This is a genomic window from Aneurinibacillus sp. UBA3580 (assembly GCF_002375825.1).
Taxonomy (GTDB): Bacteria; Bacillota; Bacilli; order Aneurinibacillales; family Aneurinibacillaceae; genus Aneurinibacillus; species Aneurinibacillus danicus.
Genome location: NZ_DFMZ01000023.1, coordinates 23,502 through 44,880 on the forward strand (window position 1 = coordinate 23,502; position 21,379 = coordinate 44,880).

Annotated in this window: 24 protein-coding genes and 5 tRNA genes; 26 read left to right on the forward strand and 3 right to left on the reverse strand. The window is 45.3% G+C overall.

The window, feature by feature from the left end; all coding sequences use genetic code 11:
* The first annotated feature begins 39 nt into the window (after positions 1–39).
* From B2899_RS03495 to B2899_RS03585, 18 genes are all read left to right on the forward strand, one after another.
* Entirely contained in the window at positions 40–411 is a 372-nt protein-coding gene (locus tag B2899_RS03495; RefSeq protein ID WP_286884084.1) for a hypothetical protein, read from the forward strand.
* A 48-nt stretch (positions 412–459) separates the two neighbouring features.
* Entirely contained in the window at positions 460–1,068 is a 609-nt protein-coding gene (locus B2899_RS03500) for a hypothetical protein (protein ID WP_286884085.1), read from the forward strand.
* On the forward strand, positions 1,068–1,523 hold the full coding sequence (locus B2899_RS03505; protein ID WP_286884086.1) for a hypothetical protein: 456 nt from the start codon (positions 1,068–1,070) through the stop codon (positions 1,521–1,523). Before B2899_RS03500 ends, B2899_RS03505 begins: the two co-directional genes overlap by 1 nt.
* A gap of 51 nt (positions 1,524–1,574) precedes the next feature.
* A complete protein-coding gene (locus tag B2899_RS03510) occupies positions 1,575–2,240 on the forward strand; it encodes a hypothetical protein (protein WP_286884087.1) in 666 nt (221 codons plus the stop codon).
* A 65-nt stretch (positions 2,241–2,305) separates the two neighbouring features.
* Positions 2,306–2,629 carry a hypothetical protein gene (locus B2899_RS03515; RefSeq protein WP_286884088.1) on the forward strand — a complete coding sequence of 108 codons (324 nt, stop codon included), beginning with the start codon at positions 2,306–2,308 and terminating at the stop codon, positions 2,627–2,629.
* Positions 2,626–4,425: a hypothetical protein gene (locus B2899_RS03520; protein ID WP_286884090.1), complete on the forward strand. Its 1,800-nt coding sequence runs from the start codon at positions 2,626–2,628 to the stop codon at positions 4,423–4,425. Before B2899_RS03515 ends, B2899_RS03520 begins: the two co-directional genes overlap by 4 nt.
* On the forward strand, positions 4,425–5,114 hold the full coding sequence (locus B2899_RS03525; RefSeq protein ID WP_286884092.1) for a LysM peptidoglycan-binding domain-containing protein: 690 nt from the start codon (positions 4,425–4,427) through the stop codon (positions 5,112–5,114). Before B2899_RS03520 ends, B2899_RS03525 begins: the two co-directional genes overlap by 1 nt.
* Positions 5,115–5,155: 41 nt before the next feature.
* Positions 5,156–6,922, forward strand: coding sequence for a hypothetical protein (locus tag B2899_RS03530; RefSeq protein WP_286884094.1), 1,767 nt, complete (start codon positions 5,156–5,158; stop codon positions 6,920–6,922).
* A 34-nt stretch (positions 6,923–6,956) separates the two neighbouring features.
* A complete protein-coding gene (locus B2899_RS03535) occupies positions 6,957–7,439 on the forward strand; it encodes a phBC6A51 family helix-turn-helix protein (RefSeq protein WP_286884095.1) in 483 nt (160 codons plus the stop codon).
* 587 nt (positions 7,440–8,026) lie between these two features.
* The gene (locus tag B2899_RS03540) at positions 8,027–8,800 is read left to right on the forward strand and encodes an S-layer homology domain-containing protein (protein ID WP_286884096.1); all 774 of its coding nucleotides are present in this window, start codon (positions 8,027–8,029) and stop codon (positions 8,798–8,800) included.
* On the forward strand, positions 8,760–10,085 hold the full coding sequence (locus tag B2899_RS03545) for an Ig-like domain-containing protein (RefSeq protein WP_286884098.1): 1,326 nt from the start codon (positions 8,760–8,762) through the stop codon (positions 10,083–10,085). The genes B2899_RS03540 and B2899_RS03545 overlap by 41 nt, the downstream gene beginning before the upstream one ends.
* A 132-nt stretch (positions 10,086–10,217) precedes the next feature.
* A complete protein-coding gene (locus B2899_RS03550) occupies positions 10,218–10,505 on the forward strand; it encodes a hypothetical protein (protein ID WP_146808388.1) in 288 nt (95 codons plus the stop codon).
* Between the two features lie 171 nt (positions 10,506–10,676).
* Complete coding sequence (locus B2899_RS03555; protein ID WP_286884138.1) at positions 10,677–11,741, forward strand: 2,3-butanediol dehydrogenase; 1,065 nt, start codon at positions 10,677–10,679, stop codon at positions 11,739–11,741.
* Positions 11,742–12,539: 798 nt separating this feature from the next.
* A tRNA-Lys gene (locus B2899_RS03565) sits at positions 12,540–12,615 on the forward strand.
* Between the two features lie 89 nt (positions 12,616–12,704).
* A tRNA-Leu gene (locus B2899_RS03570) sits at positions 12,705–12,784 on the forward strand.
* A 32-nt stretch (positions 12,785–12,816) separates the two neighbouring features.
* Positions 12,817–12,892: transfer RNA gene (locus tag B2899_RS03575), tRNA-Gly, on the forward strand.
* Positions 12,893–12,972: 80 nt separating this feature from the next.
* A tRNA-Arg gene (locus B2899_RS03580) sits at positions 12,973–13,049 on the forward strand.
* Between the two features lie 5 nt (positions 13,050–13,054).
* Positions 13,055–13,136 (forward strand) — tRNA-Leu (locus B2899_RS03585).
* Positions 13,137–13,199: 63 nt separating this feature from the next.
* On the opposite strand, the gene B2899_RS03590 is transcribed toward B2899_RS03585, so the two are convergent.
* Positions 13,200–13,571: a hypothetical protein gene (locus B2899_RS03590; RefSeq protein WP_286884100.1), complete on the reverse strand. Its 372-nt coding sequence runs from the start codon at positions 13,569–13,571 to the stop codon at positions 13,200–13,202.
* 147 nt (positions 13,572–13,718) lie between these two features.
* Here B2899_RS03590 and B2899_RS03595 point away from each other — a divergent pair, with 147 nt between their 5' ends.
* From B2899_RS03595 to B2899_RS03620, 6 genes are all read left to right on the forward strand, one after another.
* On the forward strand, positions 13,719–14,393 hold the full coding sequence (locus B2899_RS03595; RefSeq protein WP_286884102.1) for a haloacid dehalogenase type II: 675 nt from the start codon (positions 13,719–13,721) through the stop codon (positions 14,391–14,393).
* A gap of 20 nt (positions 14,394–14,413) precedes the next feature.
* Positions 14,414–14,848, forward strand: a complete 435-nt coding sequence (locus B2899_RS03600; protein WP_286884104.1) for a hypothetical protein — start codon at positions 14,414–14,416, stop codon at positions 14,846–14,848.
* Positions 14,849–14,852: 4 nt separating this feature from the next.
* A complete protein-coding gene (alr, locus tag B2899_RS03605) occupies positions 14,853–16,040 on the forward strand; it encodes an alanine racemase (RefSeq protein ID WP_286884106.1) in 1,188 nt (395 codons plus the stop codon).
* A 281-nt stretch (positions 16,041–16,321) separates the two neighbouring features.
* Positions 16,322–16,606, forward strand: a complete 285-nt coding sequence (locus B2899_RS03610) for a CopG family ribbon-helix-helix protein (RefSeq protein WP_146811881.1) — start codon at positions 16,322–16,324, stop codon at positions 16,604–16,606.
* 3 nt (positions 16,607–16,609) lie between these two features.
* Entirely contained in the window at positions 16,610–16,960 is a 351-nt protein-coding gene (locus tag B2899_RS03615; RefSeq protein WP_146811880.1) for a type II toxin-antitoxin system PemK/MazF family toxin, read from the forward strand.
* A 97-nt stretch (positions 16,961–17,057) separates the two neighbouring features.
* Positions 17,058–19,214: a Tex family protein gene (locus tag B2899_RS03620; RefSeq protein ID WP_146811879.1), complete on the forward strand. Its 2,157-nt coding sequence runs from the start codon at positions 17,058–17,060 to the stop codon at positions 19,212–19,214.
* Positions 19,215–19,270: 56 nt separating this feature from the next.
* On the opposite strand, the gene cmpA is transcribed toward B2899_RS03620, so the two are convergent.
* Both cmpA and B2899_RS03630 read right to left on the reverse strand, forming a co-directional pair.
* Positions 19,271–19,390, reverse strand: a complete 120-nt coding sequence (gene cmpA / locus B2899_RS03625) for a cortex morphogenetic protein CmpA (protein WP_146811878.1) — start codon at positions 19,388–19,390, stop codon at positions 19,271–19,273.
* 56 nt (positions 19,391–19,446) lie between these two features.
* Positions 19,447–19,791 (reverse strand): hydrolase/acyltransferase, encoded by a 345-nt coding sequence (locus B2899_RS03630; protein ID WP_146811890.1) that lies wholly within the window; start codon positions 19,789–19,791, stop codon positions 19,447–19,449.
* A gap of 81 nt (positions 19,792–19,872) precedes the next feature.
* Here B2899_RS03630 and B2899_RS03635 point away from each other — a divergent pair, with 81 nt between their 5' ends.
* Together B2899_RS03635 and thiL are read left to right on the forward strand one after the other, a co-directional pair.
* Entirely contained in the window at positions 19,873–20,364 is a 492-nt protein-coding gene (locus B2899_RS03635; RefSeq protein ID WP_146811877.1) for a SprT family protein, read from the forward strand.
* Entirely contained in the window at positions 20,342–21,373 is a 1,032-nt protein-coding gene (thiL, locus tag B2899_RS03640) for a thiamine-phosphate kinase (RefSeq protein WP_146811876.1), read from the forward strand. Before B2899_RS03635 ends, thiL begins: the two co-directional genes overlap by 23 nt.
* Positions 21,374–21,379: the final 6 nt, after the last annotated feature.

The window sequence follows — 21,379 nt, forward strand, 5'->3', positions numbered from 1 at the left end:
TTGCTAGAAAATCTTCAATAATCGACGGTGATATATAACATGCGCCCGCTAATTGTAGCAAACGTTGAGTATATCGAAGCTAGCCCGTTTCTTGTCGCTATCTTATACGATCAAGACGGCCAGCGTTTAGACGAGTTGATCCTACTTTTCGAATCGTATGAGCTTGCGCTGCTAACCATTCGAGAGCTGGCGGAACGGAACGGTGTAGAATCGTTTGAAATGTGGACGAGCGATAATCGGCTTTATTTGTTATCGCTTCAAACCGCAGGAATCGCAGGAGCGATAAAGCACGCAAGCGATACGATAGATACCCGCCGGATGGTCGAATATAATGCCGACATCTTACGCGAGCTATATGAAATCAAGCCGTTAATACCGAAACCGCCGCTTCCGAAATGGCGCGCTTTTTAGTTAGAACTATTCGCAAGTTGTTAAAAATAATTGAAGGAGATGGAAAGTATGAAATTTGAAATGCTTGATAAATTTATTGCGCAGAAAGAAAAACGGTCACAGGAACATGCGGAGCTAGTACGCCGCGAGCAATCAGCGTTAGAAACCGTTCACGCGCTAAAAGCGAAATATGAGCAAGTGCTACGTGATAGCCTTGCCGCAAAGAAAGACGCGACAAAAGAGTTAGACGAGCTACAGGACGAAATTGAAGCCGCTGAAAAGGCGTATGCTCGTCGGAAACAAGAGCGTAATATGTACCACGATGTTTTTAAAGATGAAATTACGTCTCAGCAAGTGATAGACGCATGGAATAACGAATTTATCCCGCAGTTCCGGGAACAACGATTCGATGCGGTGTTAAAACGTATGCTAGAAGCGAAACGAGAGTATGTCGCTGCTGTTCTCGATTACTATCAAGCGGTAAGAGAATTCGAAAATATTCGGAACGAAGCACGAAGCGAACTTTCAGACCACTATTACTATAAGTTAAACGGAATTGAACTTGATTCAGTACCAAAACAAGAGAAATATTTTATGGACGAGCGGGACTTACGCATGCTTTTCAATTTCAAAGAAGTACCGAATAGTGTAAAAACCTATGAAGGGGATGAAGCGTAATGAAATTACCTGTTAGCGCCGCTGAATTAAAGAAAATGAAGTTAATGTCTCGCGGAAACCCGAAGAAAATTGCGGAGTATACGCTCAAAGAAAAGCAGTATAAAGAAATGGTCAGCGCCTTCTTCGATGATGAAACGCCCTTCGCGTCTCACCCTTCCGAATCATACGTCGAATCTCTCCGGAGAAAGGCAGAGGAAACCGGCGATGAGGCGGATAAGGCACGTTACGCTATTATGAAGGATCGTTTTGATATGAATGAATATGAGCATAAGCAGGCGCATTTTGATTACGTTAAGACACGTTCAACGCTGATTCAAAAAGTGAGTGCCGGAGAAAAGTTGACGAAATCAGACCTGCATGACGCGGAGTTACTCGCTCGTCAATCGCCAGGCCCAGAAAATATGGTGTTGTATTCGAAAATTAAACGTGAGTTATCGCAAGAGGCGTCGGAATAGTAATCGGCGTCTTTTTCTATACCAAAACCCACAATAAAGGAGAAATGATGAATGATTACATTACCTACACAAGTACAAGAAGCTATTGAGAAAGTAAACGCTATCCGTGAAGAAAGAGCGCAAGCAGTCGCCAAACACGAAGCGCGCGCGGAAGAACTCCGCCAGAAAATCGCTGAAACGAAGGTTTCACTAGATAAAGCGATTGACGCTATTGTGCTTGATCCATCCGACAAGAATTGGACGGAAGAGAAGAAGTTACGTGAGAAACTATCCGGACTGGAGGCGGAGTTAGCGTCTTGCGAAGAAATCGCCAAGCGTGCTGGCGCTATTTATGACGGAAGAATCAGCGAATCTGCATCGGAAGTAAAGGCAATCGTTCGCCAGTTGGCGGAGGAAGCACAGACAGACGAGAAATACAACGCTGCAATGCGTAAGATTGCGGAGAAGAAAGCGGAGTATCTGCATGCAGTAGCATCTTATGCTAAGACGCGCAAGGCTATCGCCGATATGCAATATGCGGCGGAACAAGCGTTAGGTGTTCCGATTGATAAAGTGTACACTCGCGACTTCCAGCCGTTCTTCTATTACGGTGGAACGCAACAACCGTATGGCATTAGCGAAGGGGAACTCCGTAAAGCAATGGAGGGACGGATTGAGGCGCATAGCGTTGATAAAGGGCTGCCGTACGTTATTGACGGAGTAATACAGGTTAAATAATGAAACGAAGTAACGGCGCTCGGTAATCCGGGCGTCTCTTTTATTTAACGAAGGAGGAACGAAAAATGACAGACGAAAGGTTAAACGAAGGTATGGAGAAGGCACTTTCCACAATCATTGATTGTAGTGCAAAGCTTTCTGTATCTGTGCTTGACCCTACCGATATGCTAGCGCTAATGGAGGCAAAGACGTTTGCAAAAGAAATGCGTAAAGCCGCGATTTCTAATCGGGATAAAATCGTAGCAAAAAAGATAATTGATATAGCGACAGCGTTTGAATCGGTTATCAAACGACCAACAACTCGAAATACACGCAAGCAAGCGTTAAGGGTAGTTGACGGGCTGGAAACATTAGAGACGCTATTAGAGTTAGGATGTGAGAACAAATGAGTTATAACCTTATTGCAAAATTGAAGCTCGTCGATGAGATGAGTCAACCGATGCGTCGATTGTTAAATAGTATGCGTGGCATGGAAAAGGAAACGGATGCGGTATCGCGAGCGGTACGAAGCGCGAATAAAGAACAAAAGTTATTCCGGGATGAACAAGGTCGGCTCCGTGACGGTATGGGGCGCTTCGCATCGGAAAGCCGGGTTACTACCGCCGCTTTCGACCGGATAGGCGGTAGTGTTTCGAATCTACGCGGTAATATTGGCGGTCTTCATTCGAGTTTAATCGGGTTAGCTGGCGCATACGCAGCGGTTGAGGGCGGAAGGAAACTGTTTGACGCGACCATTGGAGCAGCAGCGCATACCGAGATGGAACAAGCGGTAATCAAAGCGCTGTTTAACAATACGAAAAAAGCGGACGAATGGTTTGACTACGTAGAGAAGCGGGCGAAAGATTCCGCTTTATTCTCGATGGATGACTTCCTGAGTTCATCGAAATCTTATATCCCGATGACGAAAGATATCAACCAGTTGAAACAACTTACGGCATTAACCGAGCGCCTAGCGGCGTCTAATAAACAGGAAGGCATGTTTGGTGCGAGCTTTAGTATTCGTGAAGCGATGAGTGGTAGCCTAGAGTCGCTTGATGAGAGGTTCAACCTTCCTAAACAATGGACTAAAGAATTGAAAGGTAAATCCGGCCAAGAGTTCATCAAAACGCTTGACAGTATCCTTAACCGGATGGGGTATACAGAGAAGTTCCTCGGTGACATATCCGATACTGGAATCGCTAAATACAATCAATTGGCCGAGAAAGTCCGTCTCGCATTCAAGGACATGGGAAAAGAGGGCTTAGAACGATCCATACCGATACTCGACCGTCTTAACGCGATATTGGATGATAAAAATCGGATGAAAGGCGTACAAGACTTCGGCTCCGATATGATTCTTAAAGCGGTCGAAGCAACGGAAAAAGCCGTCGTTTCCTTTGATAAATTTATGACTCGTATTCAAAATGACGAAGAATGGAAAAAGCTATCGATTGGCGACAAATTAATCCGCCTGACCGAAGAAGGTATGGATGCGGTCAACAAATGGCTTGATGGCGGCGGTTCCGAGAAAATAGCCAGCATGGCCAAGCCGGTAGCAGAAACAGCCATCGGCGTAGGTGCTGCAATCGGAAAGGGAATTATCGAAGGTTTCGTAAATTACGCGAAAGAAAATCCGCTATCTGCCGCGGTTATTGGCGGACTCGCCACAATGAAATTAGCCGGAGGCGCAACGCTTCTCGCCGCAGCTAGTTCGGGTAGTGCGATTGGATTAACGCTTGCAGCCGCGGCAGGCGCAGCAATAACAACAGGACTTGTTTATGCGGTAGATAAAGCGATGGAATACGTAGAGAAACGCCATAAAGAACGCTACGATCTGATGAATACTCCGCTAGGACGTGCGTATAATCGCCTTGCAGAAACTCCGGACGATAAACCGGCTTATCCTTCCGGAAACATGACCGCATACGATCCGTCTTGGTGGGAGAGAACGAAAAACTGGTTCGAAAATGCGTTTTCCAATCCATTCTCGAACTACAACGGTATTGACAACGTTCCTTATGACGGGTATAAAGCAATACTCCATAAAGGAGAAAAAGTTGTTCCGGCAGTGGAAGCGCGTAAAGGAAGCGCCCCGAACGTTACTATCAATATGAACGGAATTACTATCCGCGAGGAAGCGGATATTGACCGCATCGGTATGGAACTTGTGCGTAGAATAAAACAAGCAGCGGAGTTGATGGCGTAATGAGTAACCCATTACAGTTTTGGTTGAGTTTTAATAATAAAGCAGAGCAGTTTCAACTTCCAGTAAATCCGCCAGAGATTCGTATTGAGTCCGGATATAACTGGCAGACGGTGAACATAAATCAGTTTGGGGAATATTCGATCCCCGGCGGCCAGGTAATGACGCGAATTACGTTGTCTTCGTTCTTTCCACGTGATTACAACCCATCTTACTGCGAATATGAAAACATATTGAAACCGCTAGAATACGTGGAGAAAATCGCGCGGTGGAAGAACAGCAAGCGTCCAATTCGCCTTATGGTAACGAATACGTGGGTAAACTACGCGATGACAATACGAAACTTCATGTTTGAAGAACGGGCAGGTTCGCCGGGCGATATCTACTATACGCTCGAACTACAGGAGTATAAGTTTATTAAGTTAACGCCAGTTGGTCCGGCAGTATCGAAGGATACCGGATTAAAGACGGTAATTAAAGCGGCCCCTAAACCGCCTAGACCGAACGAGAAAGAGCTTCCGAAAACGTATACCGTAAAGTCCGGAGATAGTTTGACGAAGATAGCGCAGCGGCTCCGTACACAAGGCGTGAAAAATATTGATGCGCATAAGATATATGCCGCTAATAAATCTGTCATCGGAAAGAATATGAACCTAATTAAGCCTGGGCAGAAGTTGATAATTCCGCAGTAAACGGTCGGCCACGCGTTTTTAATTAAGAGAGGAGCGAGATAATGGCATTCATAAACGGTGCATGGTTGAATTACCATGCACGCGATAAAAAGATATCGGAGTTAAAAGAACGCGCATTGCTTTACGTCAAAGCGCAAGCAGCCGGTAAATTGACTGACGAAATGGCACGTAAAGCAATCGCGCTAAAACACGAAATCGAGCGCTTAGAAACGATTCATAAAGCGGAGAACGACCCGGCACTCTTCGCTTATACCTGGTTATCTGACGAAAGTAACCCGGATAACCTGGATAACGCTATCCGTCACTTAGGAACGAAACGTCACGACCCTATCGAGAAGATAGCACCGATACACCGGGAGTTCTTCGATCTATGCGAATATATAGACGAAACACCAGGCGCAAGGGTAGCGGCTTGTTCAGCGCGTGGTCATTCGAAGAGTACGATATTCTCCGGTGTACTGCCGTTATGGGCGCTCTTATTCCGGAAGCCGTACGCAAAGTATACGATGATTCTATCGGAGACGGATACGCTAAGTAAGCAGCTTGTTGCGTGGATAAAAGGACAGCTCAAACATAATGAAAAGCTACGGAAAGATTTCGGTGAGCTATTGTACAAGAAAAGTAATATGAACGAGCGTGATAACGAAGATAGTTTCGTTACAACGACGGGTTGCATGGTGCAGGCGAGTTCAACCGGTAAGCAATTACGCGGAGCTAAGTTCGGAAGCTACCGACCAACACTCGTAATTGCTGACGATATGGCAAGTGTAGCCGGGAACGAAGGGACGAAAGAAGCGCGGGAAAAGCTAATTGCGTGGTGGAACTCCGTAGTCATGCCGATGCCAGCGGCGGACGGACGAATCGTTGTTGTCGGTACGCTAACGACGAAAGACGGTTTGCTTAATCACATTCTGAACCGTAAGGACTTTCATTCTTCGTACCATGGCGCTATTCTACAAGGACCGGATCATCCGGAACTATGGGCGGAATACCAAGCGATTTATGCGCGTATAGATGGAACAGAAGAGGCTGACGCATTTTACGAAGCGAATAAAGAAGCGATGGAATCCGGTATTCAGCTTGCGTGGCCGTGGCGTTGGACGTATCGTGACTTGATGCATGAGAAGCATAATCTCGGCGCACGAGCGTTCGCCAGCGAATATCTAAATAAAGCGGTTAGCGATGAAGAAAAGATATTTAACGTCGCGTCATTCGCTTACTATACGCCAACTGTCGCAAACGGTAAGCGAGGGTTACTGTATGAAAATACTGTGTACTATATAGATGACTTATATATTACCGGCGCCTGGGACCCGTCGATGGGCGCTACGGCAAGAGCATGTCTAAACTCGTTTGTGACCGTTGGTAAGCATCGAGATAGCGGGCTTATTTTCGTTCTTGACGATATGAGTAAGCGAGAACAGGCGCATTTATTCGTTAGTGATGTCGTGGAGAAAATCCGTGAGTACGGCCATGACAATGTGAGTGTCGAAGGGGTTAGCGCCTATTCCGAGTTTGAGCGTCAGTTACGGGACAAGCTTCGGATATCCGGATTGTACCGTACGAAAGTAAATCTGATTAAGACGCATAAGACGAATAAGCAACAGCGTATCGATTCGCTTGAACCGCTATGCCACAATAAAACGCTCGTATTTAATCGGGCGCATACGAACCTTCTCGACCAATTCGATGAATACGAAGGGATTAACGCCGGTTCGTTGGTGGATACGCTGGATGCGTTGGAGATGGCGGTGTCTAGCGCTGCAAGACCGAAAACAAGATTAAGAGAAAAACCGGCCTGGCTATAATACCGGGCTTTTACTATTTAAAGGAGATGATACGATGAGTACACGAAATACGAAACTTACACCGGAACAACAACGTGCAGCCGATATGGTTGTGGCGAATGAATATCGTTTGTTGACGCCGGATAAAAAGAAAAAATTAACGCAGGCAGAGTTAGCGGAGATGTTAGGGATATCTGAGCGAACATTACGTTATTGGAAAGAAGACAGCGCATTTCGGGATTATATGGCGCAGGAATCCAGAGGGTACGCATATGAAAATCGAGCTAAAATTTTCGGAGCGCTAATCGGGTTGGCATCAGGTGAGTTAACACCCAACGGTGTGCCGTCCGTTAATGCGATTAAAACGTATTTACAAATGGAAGGACTGCTGAGTAATACCGTCGAGATTAAAGACGAACGCAAGCAACCGGAAGAAGACGTATATAAATCGGAAGAAGAAGTCGCCGCGGAAATGGCGGAGTTAAAGGCGATGCTTGGCGGCAATGATGACGGCGATAGTACGAAAGATAACGAATAAGAAACGGCGTGGCTGCTTCGGTGGCTGCGTCGCTTTTTTTATGGATATATTTGTTTTTTAAAATGTGCTTTACATTAGTTTGCGATTTGTGATAAGATAATATCCGTTAGACATTACGTCCAACCTTCGGCGTAGAAACCACATAGCCTTCGGACATGAAATAACGTTAAATCACCGTTTGACAAGACGTTGACATGCCGAAGATATAGCGCTCAAACTTCTAAGCCGTCGGTCGGGAGTTCGAATCTCTCCTGGGACGCCATGCAAAGAATACGCGGTATGTTAACGTTCTGTTATCGTGAAATCAAACGGTGATAGAACGATGACATACCGCTTTTTTGTTGGTCAGAAGAAAGCGGCCGGAGGGGTCCGAGGTATCAAAAAGAAATAGAGTGAGAAGCTGAATACCCGATTTATAAAATTATGACTCAGTCATATAGCGTTATAGGTATAATAGTCCTTAAGAAATTGGTTCAAAAAACATAATATTGATAAGTAATGTGACTGAATTTTTACTATGGCGGGATTAGTTTCTTTAATAAGATGGAGAAATGTAGAAATTAAAATTCTAGGAGGGGATTAATATTTTGAATAAAACAAAAATTATAAGAATTTTAACTACTGCTGCATTACTTAGTTCTTGTGCACTTCCTGTATATGCATTAACTACTTTCTCAGATATAGATAACTCGTTTGCAAAAGATGCCATTTTAAAGCTTACCAGCGAAGGGATTCTAAATGGAAAAGGAAACGGGAAATTTGATCCAACAGGAAAGATCTCAAGACAGGATTTTGCAATTGTTCTTGCCAAGGCTTTGAATCTAGATACTACAAATGTACCTGCAAAAGCTACATTTTCTGATATTCCTCCTAATCATTATGCATTTAAATATGCAGAGGCTGTTGCACGGGCCGGTTTAATAAAAGGGCAGGGGAATGGCCAGTTTGGTAACGGACAGAATTTATCACGGCAAGATATGGCTGTTATTTTCATACGAGCTCTGGGCGTAGATGCAACTGGAAAAGCAGCTAGCTTGAGATTTCGTGATGCAGCTTCCATATCGGATTATGCAAAAGATGCTGTTGCCATGGCAGTAGAGCTCGGACTGCTTGTAGGGAACAGCGATGGCACCTTCAATCCCGGGGGAAATGCTGAAAGGCAAGCGGTTGCCTTGGTAGCAAGCAAATTTCTTCGGGTAGTTGAGGCACAAAAAAAACAAAATCCAATCCAAAATCAACCTCAACCACCAAACACCTCAATTCCTGCACCAGAGCAGACAGAAATTCCTGCGCCGACTCAGAATAACAATAGTAGTTCTAATGGAGGCGGAGCCGGAACAAACAATTACTTATCTACCTGATAATGAGATTCCCGTAGTAACAAATAGAATACAGGATCAATCAGGTACTGTGGGAGGAACAAGGATACAAATAGATTTAAGAGGGTACTTTATAGATCCAGATGGAGATCAATTGCTCTTTGATGTTGTCTCTAGTGACGAAGAGGTAGTTACTGTAGCGCTTGATGGTACTGATATATATATTACACTGAAAGCACCTGGTACAACGATGGTAACTGTGAGGGCCACAGATGGTAAAGGAGGCACCGTAAGTCAAAGCTTCACCGTAACAGTGCAGCCGGCACCCGTAGATACAACTCCTCCTGTTGTTCAGGAATTAAATCCAAGTAATAATGCGGTAGGAGTAAGTGCCACAAATGATTTCGCTATAAGTTTTGATGAGAATGTAGCTTTAAGAACTGAAAAAACAATCTGGATAAAGAAAACAATTGATGACAGTATCGTTGCTTCTCTCAGTACAAATAATCAGTCTGGAGTAAGTGTATCGGGAAATAAGGTCACAATCAAAAACCCTGGATTAGGTGGTTCTACAAGTTATTATATTGAGATTGAGAATGGGGCTATTACTGACATTGCAGGTAATTCCTTTGCGGGCATTCAAGACAAAACAATATGGACCTTCACAACTAATGCCAATCGCATACAAAGTAAAGCAATAACTAATTTTGATTTTTCAACTGTATATGCCACTCAAGCCAATCAGCGAAGCAAGCCCATGACATCTGCCGACTTTAGTGGGAACAATGCTAAAACATTTACCATAAGTGATGGTATAACCACTATCGCGATTACTCTAAATTGGAATATACCACGAAATGGTTTTAGCATTGGTCAAGTTATTGGCTCGGCCATTGAAAGTCAAATTCAAGATTATTATTTTGGTCACGGTATCCAGCCTGCTAATTGGACGCTGAATGCAGGCAGTTACGCAGCAGACGATACATTTAATATTAATACCTTCAAGACTGGTAGTAATGCATCCGTTATGTTAGATGGTGATGATTGGAATTACTTTTTTCAAGATAAGTCATTTTCAGGTAGTGATGATGATACTTCTAAGAATTGTTTATTTACTATAAGTGATGGAACTCATACTGCCGAGATTTTGCTAGGGTATCAATATGCTAATATGGACGATTTAGTTGATGATTTGAACTATCAATTAACAAATGCACAAGTGTCTGCTACAGTTAACAAGGTAGAAGCAAGCCATTTTGAGCTTGTTCCAGGCACCCCTGGGATAACGCTTACTACTGGCGGCACAAACGCAAATGAATTCTTTTAATTTTCAAAGATTTTCTTAAAAATGTTTGCATAATAGCAACGTAATGAAACCGCTCTCTGGTATGTTACCAGGGAGTAGTTTTATGTTAATCTTTTGTTATTAAAATCAGAGTTACCAAGGGGAATGTTTGAAATGGAGACAGTCGAATCCTTAGACAGAATTATTACCGATTTGATAAAGATAAAACGCACAAAACCATACCTGCCCACATGGGGCATGATTTTTTCGGTTTTATATAAGGCTAAACGATATGCTGAACAGAAAAACCAAACGGTAGTACTGTATCAGATTAATGGTAATGATGTGTTATATGTCCCCTCCGAAAGAAAATTTAAAATTAGGGTAGAGGATATAAACTTCAATTTAACTTTAGAACAAATGGTTACAGCTCTTCATGAAGAAAGGTTTTTACCATGCTAATAAAACCCCCCTCGGTATGTTGCCGGGGAGTTAATTTATTTTAGATATATGTATCTAAGAGAATATAAAAATTTCTAACTAACTAAATGAATACACGTACTAAAAACTTATAGATAAATGATATAATTTATTTGGGTTATTTTTAGAAATTATTAGATGGGGTGGAAAATGATGAGGGCAGCTATATGGTATGGGGTTAAAGATGTTCAGGTGCGTACCATTGAAGAACCAAAAGTCACATCAGGTACAGTAAAAATTAAAGTGGAATGGTGCGGGATTTGTGGTACTGATTTACACGAATATTTAGCAGGTCCTATTTTTATTCCTGGAGAAGAGGCTCATCCTCTCACCAATGAAAAAGCTCCTGTGATTCTTGGACATGAATTCGCAGGAGAAGTTGTTGAAATCGGGGATGGAGTATCGACCGTGAAAGTTGGGGATCGTGTTGCCGTTGAACCAATTCTTTCTTGCGGAAAATGTCCGGAGTGTAGAACAGGTAAATATAATTTATGTGAATCTCTCGGATTTCATGGATTAGCTGGTGGTGGCGGTGGATTTTCAGAATACACAGTAGTAAAGGAAAATATGGTACATAAATTGCCTGATAATATGAGTTTCGAGCAAGGGGCTCTTGTAGAGCCGACAGCAGTTGCGGTTCATGCTGTAAGACAGAGTAAAGTAAAAGTTGGAGATGTTGTAGCGGTCTTTGGAGCGGGACCAATTGGACTTTTAACCATTCAAGCTGCGAAGGCTGCCGGTGCGAGGCAAATAATCGCTGTTGAAGTTTCCGAGGAAAGAAAAGAATTCGCCAAGAAGGTAGGCGCTGACGTTGTTTTAGATCCACGCCAGGTCGATGTTGTAAAGGAAATCAAACAATTAACAAGCGGTGGGGTAGATGTAAGTTTTGAAGTTGCTGGAATAGATGCTGTACTGAATCAAGCAATCGAAAGTACAAAAGCAGATGGTCAGATTATTATTGTTAGCATTTGGGAAAAAACAGCGACAATACTTCCGAATAACCTTGTGTTAAAAGAAAGGGATATTAAAGGGGTCATCGCTTATCGAGATATCTTCCCATCTGTTATTCAACTTATTGCAAATGGGAGTATTAAAGCAGAAGAATTGATTACAAAGAAAATCGACTTAAAAGACATTGTAGAAGAAGGTTTTGAGTCTTTAGTTAAGGAAAAAAATCATGTTAAAATTTTAGTGAAACCAGGTACCTTACTACAATAAGTCGATTGTTCCTTATGAGGTTTACTAAAATTAAAGTAAATTAAAGTAAATTAAAGAGCCTGACATATTACCCTATATAAAAAATAGGGGAGTGTCAGGCTTTTATGTGTACAGGTTCCGATAACCTGGTGTATGTAAAGGATCACTTTTAATCGCTCAAAAGTGATCCGGGTATTTGAGTTTTCTGGAAATGATATCGGGGTGATTCCCCTGCTACTACATAACGAACAGGGGAATCCTTTCCTACCTATTAGTCACATGCACACGCAATAATGACCAAGAGGATAAAGAGAACAAGGATAACGCCAATTTCTCGTTCCCCACCAAAAAAACCCATACAATTCCCTCCCATGTACAATGGATTAAATTACATTTCATACTATGTAAATGGGGATGGACAGGTGTTGGGTTACTGCCTTTATTTAAGGCTTTTATTATTTTTGTGCTATTGTTCTGTTTCTTATTGGTGTCTTCTTAATGGAATTAAAGACGCCCGCAAGCCATCGGAAGAAGACGTCGCTGCGGAAGTGGCGGAGTTAAAGGCGATGCTTGGCGAATTCCATTCGTAAGCGGCACCGCCCGCGAGTTTTTCTTATGGATATATTTGTTTTTAAAAATGTACTTTACATTAGTTTGCGATTTGTGATAAGATAATATTCGTTAGACATCAATGCGTTCAACCTTCGGCTTTATCGTATATTCACCGTTTGATAAGGCGTTAGCATAACGAAGACAGACATATCAAATCAAACTTCTAAGCCGTTGGCAGGGAGTTCGAATCTCTCCTGGGAAGCCAGCGAGCCATTAGCTCAGTTGGTAGAGCACCTGACTTTTAATCAGGGTGTCACTGGTTCGAGTCCAGTATGGCTCACCACTTATTCCCATAAAAGTGGAGTAGATGCTCCGCAGCTTATACCAAATACTTTTATGGAGCCAAAAGATAAGGGTGCAAAATTAAATTGTGCGGGTGTGGCGGAATTGGCAGACGCACTAGACTTAGGATCTAGCGCTTCGGCGTGGGGGTTCAAGTCCCTCCACCCGCATTCATTATCCATAAAAGTGGAGAAACTGCTTTGCGGACATAGCTCAGTTGGTAGAGCACGACCTTGCCAAGGTCGGGGTCGCGAGTTCGAGTCTCGTTGTCCGCTCCATAATTGACCCACAAAAGTGTAGCTTTGAAGCTGATTCCGAATCCTTTTGCGGGGGTTTCAAAAACCTAAAAATAAAAAATGTGCCCGTAGCTCAACCGGATAGAGTGTCTGACTACGAATCAGAAGGTTGGGAGTTCGAGTCTCTCCGGGCACGCCACCTATGCCGATGTGGCGGAATTGGCAGACGCGCACGACTCAAAATCGTGTTCCTTCGGGAGTGTCGGTTCGACTCCGACCATCGGTACTTACATGCGCAAAAAGCACCTCTTCTTGACATTCAAGAAGAGGTGCTTTTTCTTTTTTTTGATTAAAATATATTTTTTAACATAGACTGGACCATTGGGTTTTGCAGCAACTTAGCAAGTTGCACAAAATCCATACCACCCAGCATATTATTTAATCCATTCTTTTTTTCAGCTTTTCCCTTCTGTTTTTTGCCCGGCTTCGCTGGTTTCGTTGCAACGCCATTGTTTAATCCTTTCTTGATTAGTGTTTGGACTGAGGGGTTTTGCAGCAGTTCAGCCAATCCGGCCGGATCGAATCCTCTGGCGATGTTTCCTCCTTGTGTAGGGGGAGAGGGTTTCCTTTTTATTTGTCGCCTTTTGTCCAGGATAGGAAAGCGGGAAATATGATTGTCTTGATGCTGCCTGGAGGCTGCTTTTCTCGGTCTTTTTGCCAACCCCGATCACCTCCTTTTCAGGTGAATTTCATCTACTCTATACTTAATTGTATGTAACGGCAAACCCGATAGGGCCGGGACATGTACCCAGATTCGAAGAATATCTGTTATACTGAATCTGATGTGACATGGAAACGGGGGAGAAAAGTGAATACAAATAAAATTAAGGCGATCGCGTTTGATGCTTACGGAACGCTTTTTAATGTCCATTCTGTCATTGAGGTATGCGATGAATTATTTCCGGGACAGGGCACTCGTCTTAGCCAGCTCTGGCGCACGAAACAATTAGAATATAGCTGGCTTCGTGCTTTAATGGGGCGGTACGTTGATTTTAGACAGATCACAGAAGAAGCACTTATCTTTGCATGCAGACAATTGGATCTTCCGCTCGATGAGGCATACCGGAAGCGACTGATGGAAGAGTACCTTATGCTGAAGCCGTATCCGGAGGTGTCTGATGTATTGCCTCGGCTTACAGCGTGGAAGCGGACGATTTTTTCAAACGGCTCGCTTGACTTCCTGCTGCCATTGGTTAAGCATACTGCACTGGAACAGCATCTCGATGATGTTATTAGCGTAGATGATGCTAAAATATATAAACCGCACCCGGCCGCGTATACCCGTGTGCTTGAAGTGTTGCAGGTAAAGCGGGAAGAAGTGGTATTTGTCTCCTCAAACGCTTGGGACGCTGCCGGTGCAAAAAGTTTTGGATTCCATGTCGCCTGGTTGAATCGGACAGGACAGACATTTGATGAACTGGGGCAACCACCTGATTTCATCATTCGCAATCTTGGCGAGCTGCTGCCGATTTTACAAAAGTAGCTGTAGAGAAAGGAGTTTGCATGAAAAAACAGCAGGGAAACATACTACGCCATGAAGAGGCGAGCGCAAAGGACATCTATTTAAAACGTCCATTTAAGTATAAGCTGCTTGAGACAGTGTTTTATGTCATCGTAATGTTCGGGCTGTTGAATTTCCTGCCGCAAAACCGTACGGCGGTGTTTATTATTGCTATGGGTGCGGCCATTGTTATCGTGGGATTCTCGCCTATGATTTACAAAGCCATTCTTCATCCGACATATAAACTTTCGAGAACTCACCTTGTTATGCGGGTCGGAAAAAATGAAGAAAGCGTAGCTCTGCAGGAATTACAGCGGGACAGCGTATGGAAACCGACATATCGGGCGGGCAACAAAAAGTACAGTGTTATGGCTTCTCAGGAATTTCTAGAAGAGTTGGATAGACAGATTGCACGCGTACAGAAAAGAGGGAGATAAATCAATGACAGGGGTCGGAGAGTTTTACAGGGACGTCTGGGCGGAAATCGACCTGGATGCCATAGGAGAAAATATACGGACCTTCCGCAAACATATTCCGGCAGAGACGAAAATTATGGCGGTAGTCAAAGCGGACGGTTATGGACATGGCGCTTACCAGATAGCGCAAAAAGCGCTTGCCGAAGGTGCGGAATGGCTGGGAGTGGCGCTCCTGGACGAAGCATTGGAACTGCGCAGCCAGGGCATCACTGCTCCTATTCTTGTACTCAGTTCATTTCCTTCGCGCGGCATTGAGCCGGCCATCCGGCATGAAGTTACGATGACGGTATACCAGCAGGATATGCTTCGAGAAGTATGCCGTACGGCCGAAAAGCTTCATAAAAAGGCGCGGATTCATGTGAAAGTGGATACGGGTATGGGACGAATTGGCATACGGAAAGAGGAAGAGCTTATCTCGTTTTTTGAGCTTGCGCGTACGTGCCCATGGATCGAAATAGAGGGCATGTTCACACACTTTGCGACTGCCGATGAGGAGGACAAAACCTATACGTTAGAGCAGTATGAGATCTTTCAGCATCTCGTCGATACTCTGGCAAAGCGTGGCATTACGATACCGCTTCTCTATACCAATAACAGCGCAGCAGCGATGTTCTATCCTGAGCGAAGCCGACATATGATCCGTTTGGGAATCAGTTTATACGGACAGTATCCTTCAGGCTATGCCAAAACGACAAACATTCCGCTTGCTTCCGCCTTTCAATGGAAAGCGCGAGTAAGCCATGTAAAGCGCGTACCGGCCGGAACAAAGGTCAGCTACGGGGCAACATACGAAGCGCCTGAGGAGGCGATCATTGCTACGATTCCTGTAGGTTATGCAGACGGGTATAATCGGTTGTTGTCGAATAAAGGTTATGTACTGATTAAAGGACAGCGTGCAAAGATTGCTGGCAGAATATGCATGGACCAATTTATGGTAGATATCACGCATATTCCGAATGTGTCTGTAGGAGAAGAAGCGGTTTTGCTTGGACGCCAGGGAGGCGAAGAGATTTCCGTCGATGAAATGGCAGGTTGGCTCCATACGATTAATTATGAAGTGACATGCATGGTAAGCAAGCGGGTGCCGCGGGTTTATAAGGAAAACGGTCGGATTGTTTCAGTAAACAATCGCATATTGATAAGTTCTTGTTAGGAATAAACGGTTAAAAACGCCATTCCTCCTGTTGTGACACAGGGGGAATCATGGTACAATCAATAGGAATCAAAATAGGAAGCAAAATCTTTTCTAAAAGTAGGGAAGAGAGGCAGGAATTTGCCGGTATAGCTCGAATACTAAAAAAGGGAGTCGAAATCTCCCGCTTATCAAGCCGCGCACAGTATATTTTTGTATAGGCTACGCCATACTGGTAATGTGCCTTTCGCGCGGTCTTTCAACTTGCAAAAATGTTGTATAGTGTTGGTGTTGGAGGTGCGATGGTCTTGTCTAAAATGGACACGAAGCGTATCATGATTAGCTTGCCAGATCATCTATTACAGGAAGTGGATGGATTGGTCGAAAAAGAAAAGTCAAATCGCAGTGAATTTATCCGTCAGGCAATGAGACTGTACTTGAAAGAACGTAAAAAGCGTCATATCCGCGAGACGATGCAGCGTGGGTATATGGAGATGGCAAACATCAATTTGCACATGGCTAGCGAGGCTTTTCAAGCTGAAGAAGAAGCCGACCTGACGTTGGGACGTTTAGTGAGCGGGGTGTAGTGTGTGATCGTGAAGCGTGGCGACGTATATTTTGCGGATTTATCCCCCGTTGTCGGATCGGAGCAAGGCGGAGTCCGTCCCGTGTTGGTTATACAGAATAATATCGGAAACCGCTTCAGTCCGACAGTAATCGTCGCAGCCATTACGGCACAGATACAAAAAGCTAAATTGCCTACTCATGTGGAGATCGATGCAAAAACGTATGCATTTGACCGCGATTCCGTTATTCTTCTTGAACAAATACGTACGATCGATAAACAACGACTAACGGATAAGATCACACACCTTGACGAAGAGATGATGGAACGGGTAAATGACGCTCTCCAGATTAGTTTAGGACTTATTGATTTTTAAAGATACACGAATGTAGAAGATTTGTAAGAGGCTGCTGTGAAATACGGTGGCTTTTTTTTCGTTGCACGGAAGAAAAAGTCGCGGAAGGATGTTGGCCATGGAAGTAAAGCAGATGGTTTCAGTTATCGCCGGTGAGCTGCAGATTGCACCGGGACAGGTGGAACGTACGATTGCGCTTCTCGACGAAGGGAGTACCGTTCCGTTTATCGCCCGCTATCGCAAAGAGGCAACCGGCATGCTGGATGAGAATCAGATTCGTTCCATTCAAGAACGTGTTCAATATCTACGTCAGCTAGAGGAACGAAAAAAGGAAGTCATTCGCCTGATTGCCGAACAGGAAAAGCTGACAGATGAGTTGGAAGAACAAATCCGAAGCGCTACCAGGCTACAGCAAGTGGAGGATTTATACCGGCCATTCAGACAGAAACGCAGAACGCGGGCCACAATAGCAAAAGAGAAAGGATTGGACCCGCTTGCCCAATTTATGCTGACTGCCCGCAAAGGAAATTTGTTGGAAGAAGCAGCAAAATATATCGATCCGGAAAAAGGTGTAGCATCTGTAGAAGAGGCTGTACAGGGGGCATCAGACATTGTCGCCGAGCAAGTGGCGGATGATCCGGGTGTGCGAAGCTGGGTGCGGGATTATACGATGAAGCGGGCTGTACTGTCTACGGTTAAAAAAGAAGACGAACCTTCAGGGAAAAATGTGTATGAGATGTATTACGAGTACAGTGAGCAGGTCGGCCAGATGGCACCGCACCGGATTCTTGCTGTCAATCGGGCGGAGCGCGAAGGCATCCTGCGCGTCAAACTTGAGCTCGATCCTGCACCGATTCTGCAGCATCTTGAACGCAAATGGATTCGCAGAGACAGTATTGCTGCCGAGCAGCTAAGAGCGGTACTCGAAGACAGCTATAAACGCTTGATTGCTCCTGCCGTGGAGCGGGAAGTACGGGGACTATTGACGGAAAAAGCGGAGGAGCAGGCCATTCATATTTTCTCCGAGAATCTTCGTCAATTACTGCTGCAGGCACCGTTAAAAAACCGCGTCGTCTTAGCTCTTGATCCGGCATTTCGAACAGGGTGCAAGAGTGCGGTGATTGATGAGACGGGCAAATTGCTTGAGGTGGCAGTCGTATATCCGACGCCACCGCAGAACAAGATTGCAGAGGCGAAGCGGATACTGAGTAGTTTAATTGAAAAATATGGCGTACAGATCATCGCGATCGGAAATGGAACCGCATCGCGGGAAACGGAACAGTTTGTCGTGGATATGATAAAAGAGATAAAACGAGATCTCTCTTATATCATTGTCAATGAAGCCGGTGCCAGTGTTTATTCTGCCTCGAAATTGGCCGGGGAAGAGTTTCCGGATTTAGACGTCGCGGAACGAAGCGCCGTGTCAATCGGGCGTCGCCTGCAGGACCCGCTGGCCGAATTGGTGAAAATCGATCCGAAGTCAATCGGCGTAGGCCAATATCAACACGACGTATCACAGAGCAAATTGTCGGACAGCCTTCAGTTCGTTGTCGAATCGGTGGTCAACTATGTGGGTGTTGATGTAAATACCGCTTCTCCGTCGCTTTTGCAGTATGTATCCGGCATCTCCAAGCAAGTAGCGAAGAATATCGTTGCCCGCAGAGAAGAACTGGGGAAATATACGTCACGCAGCCAGTTGAAAGAAGTGCCGCGTTTGGGCGCGAAGACATACGAACAATGCATAGGTTTCCTGCGCATCATAGACGGGGAAAATCCCCTCGATAGTACACCGATTCACCCGGAATCATATCAAAGTGTCGCCGAACTGCTAAAAGAGCTTGGCATTCGTCCGGAAGAGATTGGGAGCGAACAGTCCAGAGTAAAGTTTAAAGAAGTGAATATAAAAGAAATGGCACAAAAGCTGAATGTCGGTGAGCCGACATTGCAGGACATTGTAGCGAGCCTGCTTCGTCCGGGTCGCGATCCGCGAGAAGAATTGAACAAACCACTGCTTAAAAAAGACGTGCTCGACATCAGCGATTTGGCCAAAGGCATGGAACTGCAGGGCACGGTGCGTAATGTAGTGGACTTCGGCGCGTTTGTCGACATCGGTCTGAAAAACGATGGACTGGTTCACATCTCGCAGCTGAGCCGCCGTTTCGTTAAACATCCGCTTGACGTCGTCTCTGTCGGTGAAATTGTTACCGTATGGGTCAAAGATATTGATGAGCGGAAAGGACGGGTCGGATTGACGATGTTGGCTCCTGAAGAGTAAGGAAAGAGGGAGGAAGAGATGAGACCTGCATCTAAAAACAGGGAGGTCGAAAAGCCTCAGTTTCGATCTCCCTGTTTGTCGTTATATAAGAACCAGCAATCATTCAAGAGAAGAATTTGCCGTCGGTTTTTTGTCTGAAAAGCTTTCATTAATTGGCGCTTCAGCCATTGCGGCATCCGGATCCCTCCCGTCACGCTTTTTAATTTTACTATATGTGAGGGAGTACCGGTTGTTACTCGTATTCGCCTTCTTCCATCAAGTATTCGAGCTGCGCATGCAGAGCGCGGATTTCGGTGAGAAGGGCGATGAGCGGGTAATTTTCTTCTTGAAGAGAAACGAAGCTTTTTTCCAAATCAGCCAGATAATCAATCCCTTGTATGATGTGGACATTCTCCGCATGCAGCTCAAGCTCGCTGCATTCAGCAAGAACTTCCGGCAATTCCGGGCGATTTTGGACAGTCAATTTGCCGATTTCTTTATGAAGCCGACGCAGCAGCGCAACGAGCTGATACATGTAGCCATCAGGCATAGCGACGAATTGCAGATTCTTTTTTGTCGATAAAATACAGTAACGCATCACATGGCTCCCCCTTGTTTCGTATGTACGTTCACAAGTGTAGCGCATGTTGGAGATGCACGCAAGAATGGAGGCGAGGAGATGGAGAGCTTAACCGAGGGACAACTGCAGCAGCTTGTCGAGCGGGTTTCCACCGACTTTTTCCAACGTCCGTTTACGCACCGCGCGTATTTCAATCCGCGGCTTAGGACGACGGGTGGTCGCTACGTGCTGGGGACACATAACATCGAAATTAACCCTAAACATTACCATTTGTTCGGTATAGAAGAGCTGGTGGGAATTATCAAACATGAGCTTTGCCATTATCATTTGCATCTCGCTGGACGCGGATATAAGCATAAAGATAGCGATTTTAAGCAACTGTTAAAACAAGTGGGCGGCAGTCGATACTGCCAATCGGTAGCGCCGCGCAAACGGCAGGAATACCGGTATGAACTGGTCTGTCAGGATTGCGGCATGCGCTATCTGCGCAGGCGGCATGTAAATACCCGCAAGTATGTCTGCGGCAAGTGCAGGGGTCGCCTGCACTTGCGGGAATTGGAGGAGACGTATGACGGAAAAACGGCGCGATGAATTTGGGCTTATTTCCTACCTGACCAGAAGGCATCCCACACCGCTGCCGCTTGCAAAGCGAATCGAGGTCGGCAATGGAGATGACGCCGCTGTGGTCGCAGGCCGCAGCGGATATAATTGGATTGTTTGCTGCGATGCGATGGTCGAAGACGTGCACTTTAAGCGTCAGACGATGCTTCCGCACGATATCGGACATAAAGCGCTGGCGTCCAATATCAGCGATGTGGCGGCGATGGGTGGCATTCCATTGTTTTATCTTGTATCCTTGGGGCTGCCTCGTACATGGAATGAAGAGGAAGTAGCCGGGATATATGACGGCATGGCTGAGCTGGCTTCCCAGCACAATATGGCTTTAATCGGAGGCGATACGGTGGCGGTGCCTGGGCCGTTGACCCTTACGGTTACTGTACTCGGTGAGGTAGAGCACGGTTTAGCTCTGCGCCGTAGCAGCGCTCGTCCCGGAGATTCTATATTTGTGACCGGTACGGTAGGAGATTCGGCCGGCGGGCTTCATATTTTACTTCAGGAACGCTGGGGAGTCGCCAATATTCCGGACGAATGGTCAGCGCTTGCCGCATGCCACCGCCAACCGGAGCCGCATGTACAGGCAGGACGTATCCTGGCGGAGAGCGGGCAGCGCATTGCGCTGAACGATATCAGTGACGGATTGGCGAGCGAAGCGTGGGAGATTGCCGAAGCAAGCGGGGTGCAGATTGTACTTAATGAAGCAGAAATTCCACTGAGTGACGAGCTTATTCGTTATGCTAAGACAAGCGGGAAAGATGCTTTAGAGTGGGCTTTTTACGGGGGAGAAGACTACCGGCTTGTCGGCAGTATTGCCGGAGAGCATAAAGAAGAGATAAGCCGGGCGTTTGCGGCTGAGAATTTATCCTTATACTGGATTGGACGGGTAGAAGCAGGCAAGGCCGGCGTTCTGCTGAAGCGGAGTAACGGTGAGGTCACGCTGCTTCCGAAAAAAGGGTATAATCATTTTAGTGAGGAAAAGTAAGTTCGC

Excerpts from the sequence above, each read along its gene's own strand:
- B2899_RS03635 (WP_146811877.1), top strand. The coding sequence starts at position 19,873 with ATGGAGAGCTTAACCGAGGGACAACTGCAGCAGCTTGTCGAGCGGGTT.
- B2899_RS03610 (WP_146811881.1), top strand. The coding sequence starts at position 16,322 with ATGGTCTTGTCTAAAATGGACACGAAGCGTATCATGATTAGCTTGCCA.
- B2899_RS03550 (WP_146808388.1), top strand. The coding sequence starts at position 10,218 with ATGGAGACAGTCGAATCCTTAGACAGAATTATTACCGATTTGATAAAG.
- B2899_RS03620 (WP_146811879.1), top strand. The coding sequence starts at position 17,058 with ATGGAAGTAAAGCAGATGGTTTCAGTTATCGCCGGTGAGCTGCAGATT.
- B2899_RS03500 (WP_286884085.1), top strand. The coding sequence starts at position 460 with ATGAAATTTGAAATGCTTGATAAATTTATTGCGCAGAAAGAAAAACGG.
- B2899_RS03520 (WP_286884090.1), top strand. The coding sequence starts at position 2,626 with ATGAGTTATAACCTTATTGCAAAATTGAAGCTCGTCGATGAGATGAGT.
- B2899_RS03555 (WP_286884138.1), top strand. The coding sequence starts at position 10,677 with ATGAGGGCAGCTATATGGTATGGGGTTAAAGATGTTCAGGTGCGTACC.
- cmpA (WP_146811878.1), bottom strand. The coding sequence starts at position 19,390 with ATGCCGCAATGGCTGAAGCGCCAATTAATGAAAGCTTTTCAGACAAAA.
- thiL (WP_146811876.1), top strand. The coding sequence starts at position 20,342 with ATGACGGAAAAACGGCGCGATGAATTTGGGCTTATTTCCTACCTGACC.
- B2899_RS03600 (WP_286884104.1), top strand. The coding sequence starts at position 14,414 with ATGAAAAAACAGCAGGGAAACATACTACGCCATGAAGAGGCGAGCGCA.
- B2899_RS03525 (WP_286884092.1), top strand. The coding sequence starts at position 4,425 with ATGAGTAACCCATTACAGTTTTGGTTGAGTTTTAATAATAAAGCAGAG.
- B2899_RS03630 (WP_146811890.1), bottom strand. The coding sequence starts at position 19,791 with ATGCGTTACTGTATTTTATCGACAAAAAAGAATCTGCAATTCGTCGCT.
- B2899_RS03535 (WP_286884095.1), top strand. The coding sequence starts at position 6,957 with ATGAGTACACGAAATACGAAACTTACACCGGAACAACAACGTGCAGCC.
- B2899_RS03530 (WP_286884094.1), top strand. The coding sequence starts at position 5,156 with ATGGCATTCATAAACGGTGCATGGTTGAATTACCATGCACGCGATAAA.
- B2899_RS03505 (WP_286884086.1), top strand. The coding sequence starts at position 1,068 with ATGAAATTACCTGTTAGCGCCGCTGAATTAAAGAAAATGAAGTTAATG.
- B2899_RS03495 (WP_286884084.1), top strand. The coding sequence starts at position 40 with ATGCGCCCGCTAATTGTAGCAAACGTTGAGTATATCGAAGCTAGCCCG.
- B2899_RS03515 (WP_286884088.1), top strand. The coding sequence starts at position 2,306 with ATGACAGACGAAAGGTTAAACGAAGGTATGGAGAAGGCACTTTCCACA.
- B2899_RS03510 (WP_286884087.1), top strand. The coding sequence starts at position 1,575 with ATGATTACATTACCTACACAAGTACAAGAAGCTATTGAGAAAGTAAAC.
- alr (WP_286884106.1), top strand. The coding sequence starts at position 14,853 with ATGACAGGGGTCGGAGAGTTTTACAGGGACGTCTGGGCGGAAATCGAC.
- B2899_RS03545 (WP_286884098.1), top strand. The coding sequence starts at position 8,760 with ATGGAGGCGGAGCCGGAACAAACAATTACTTATCTACCTGATAATGAG.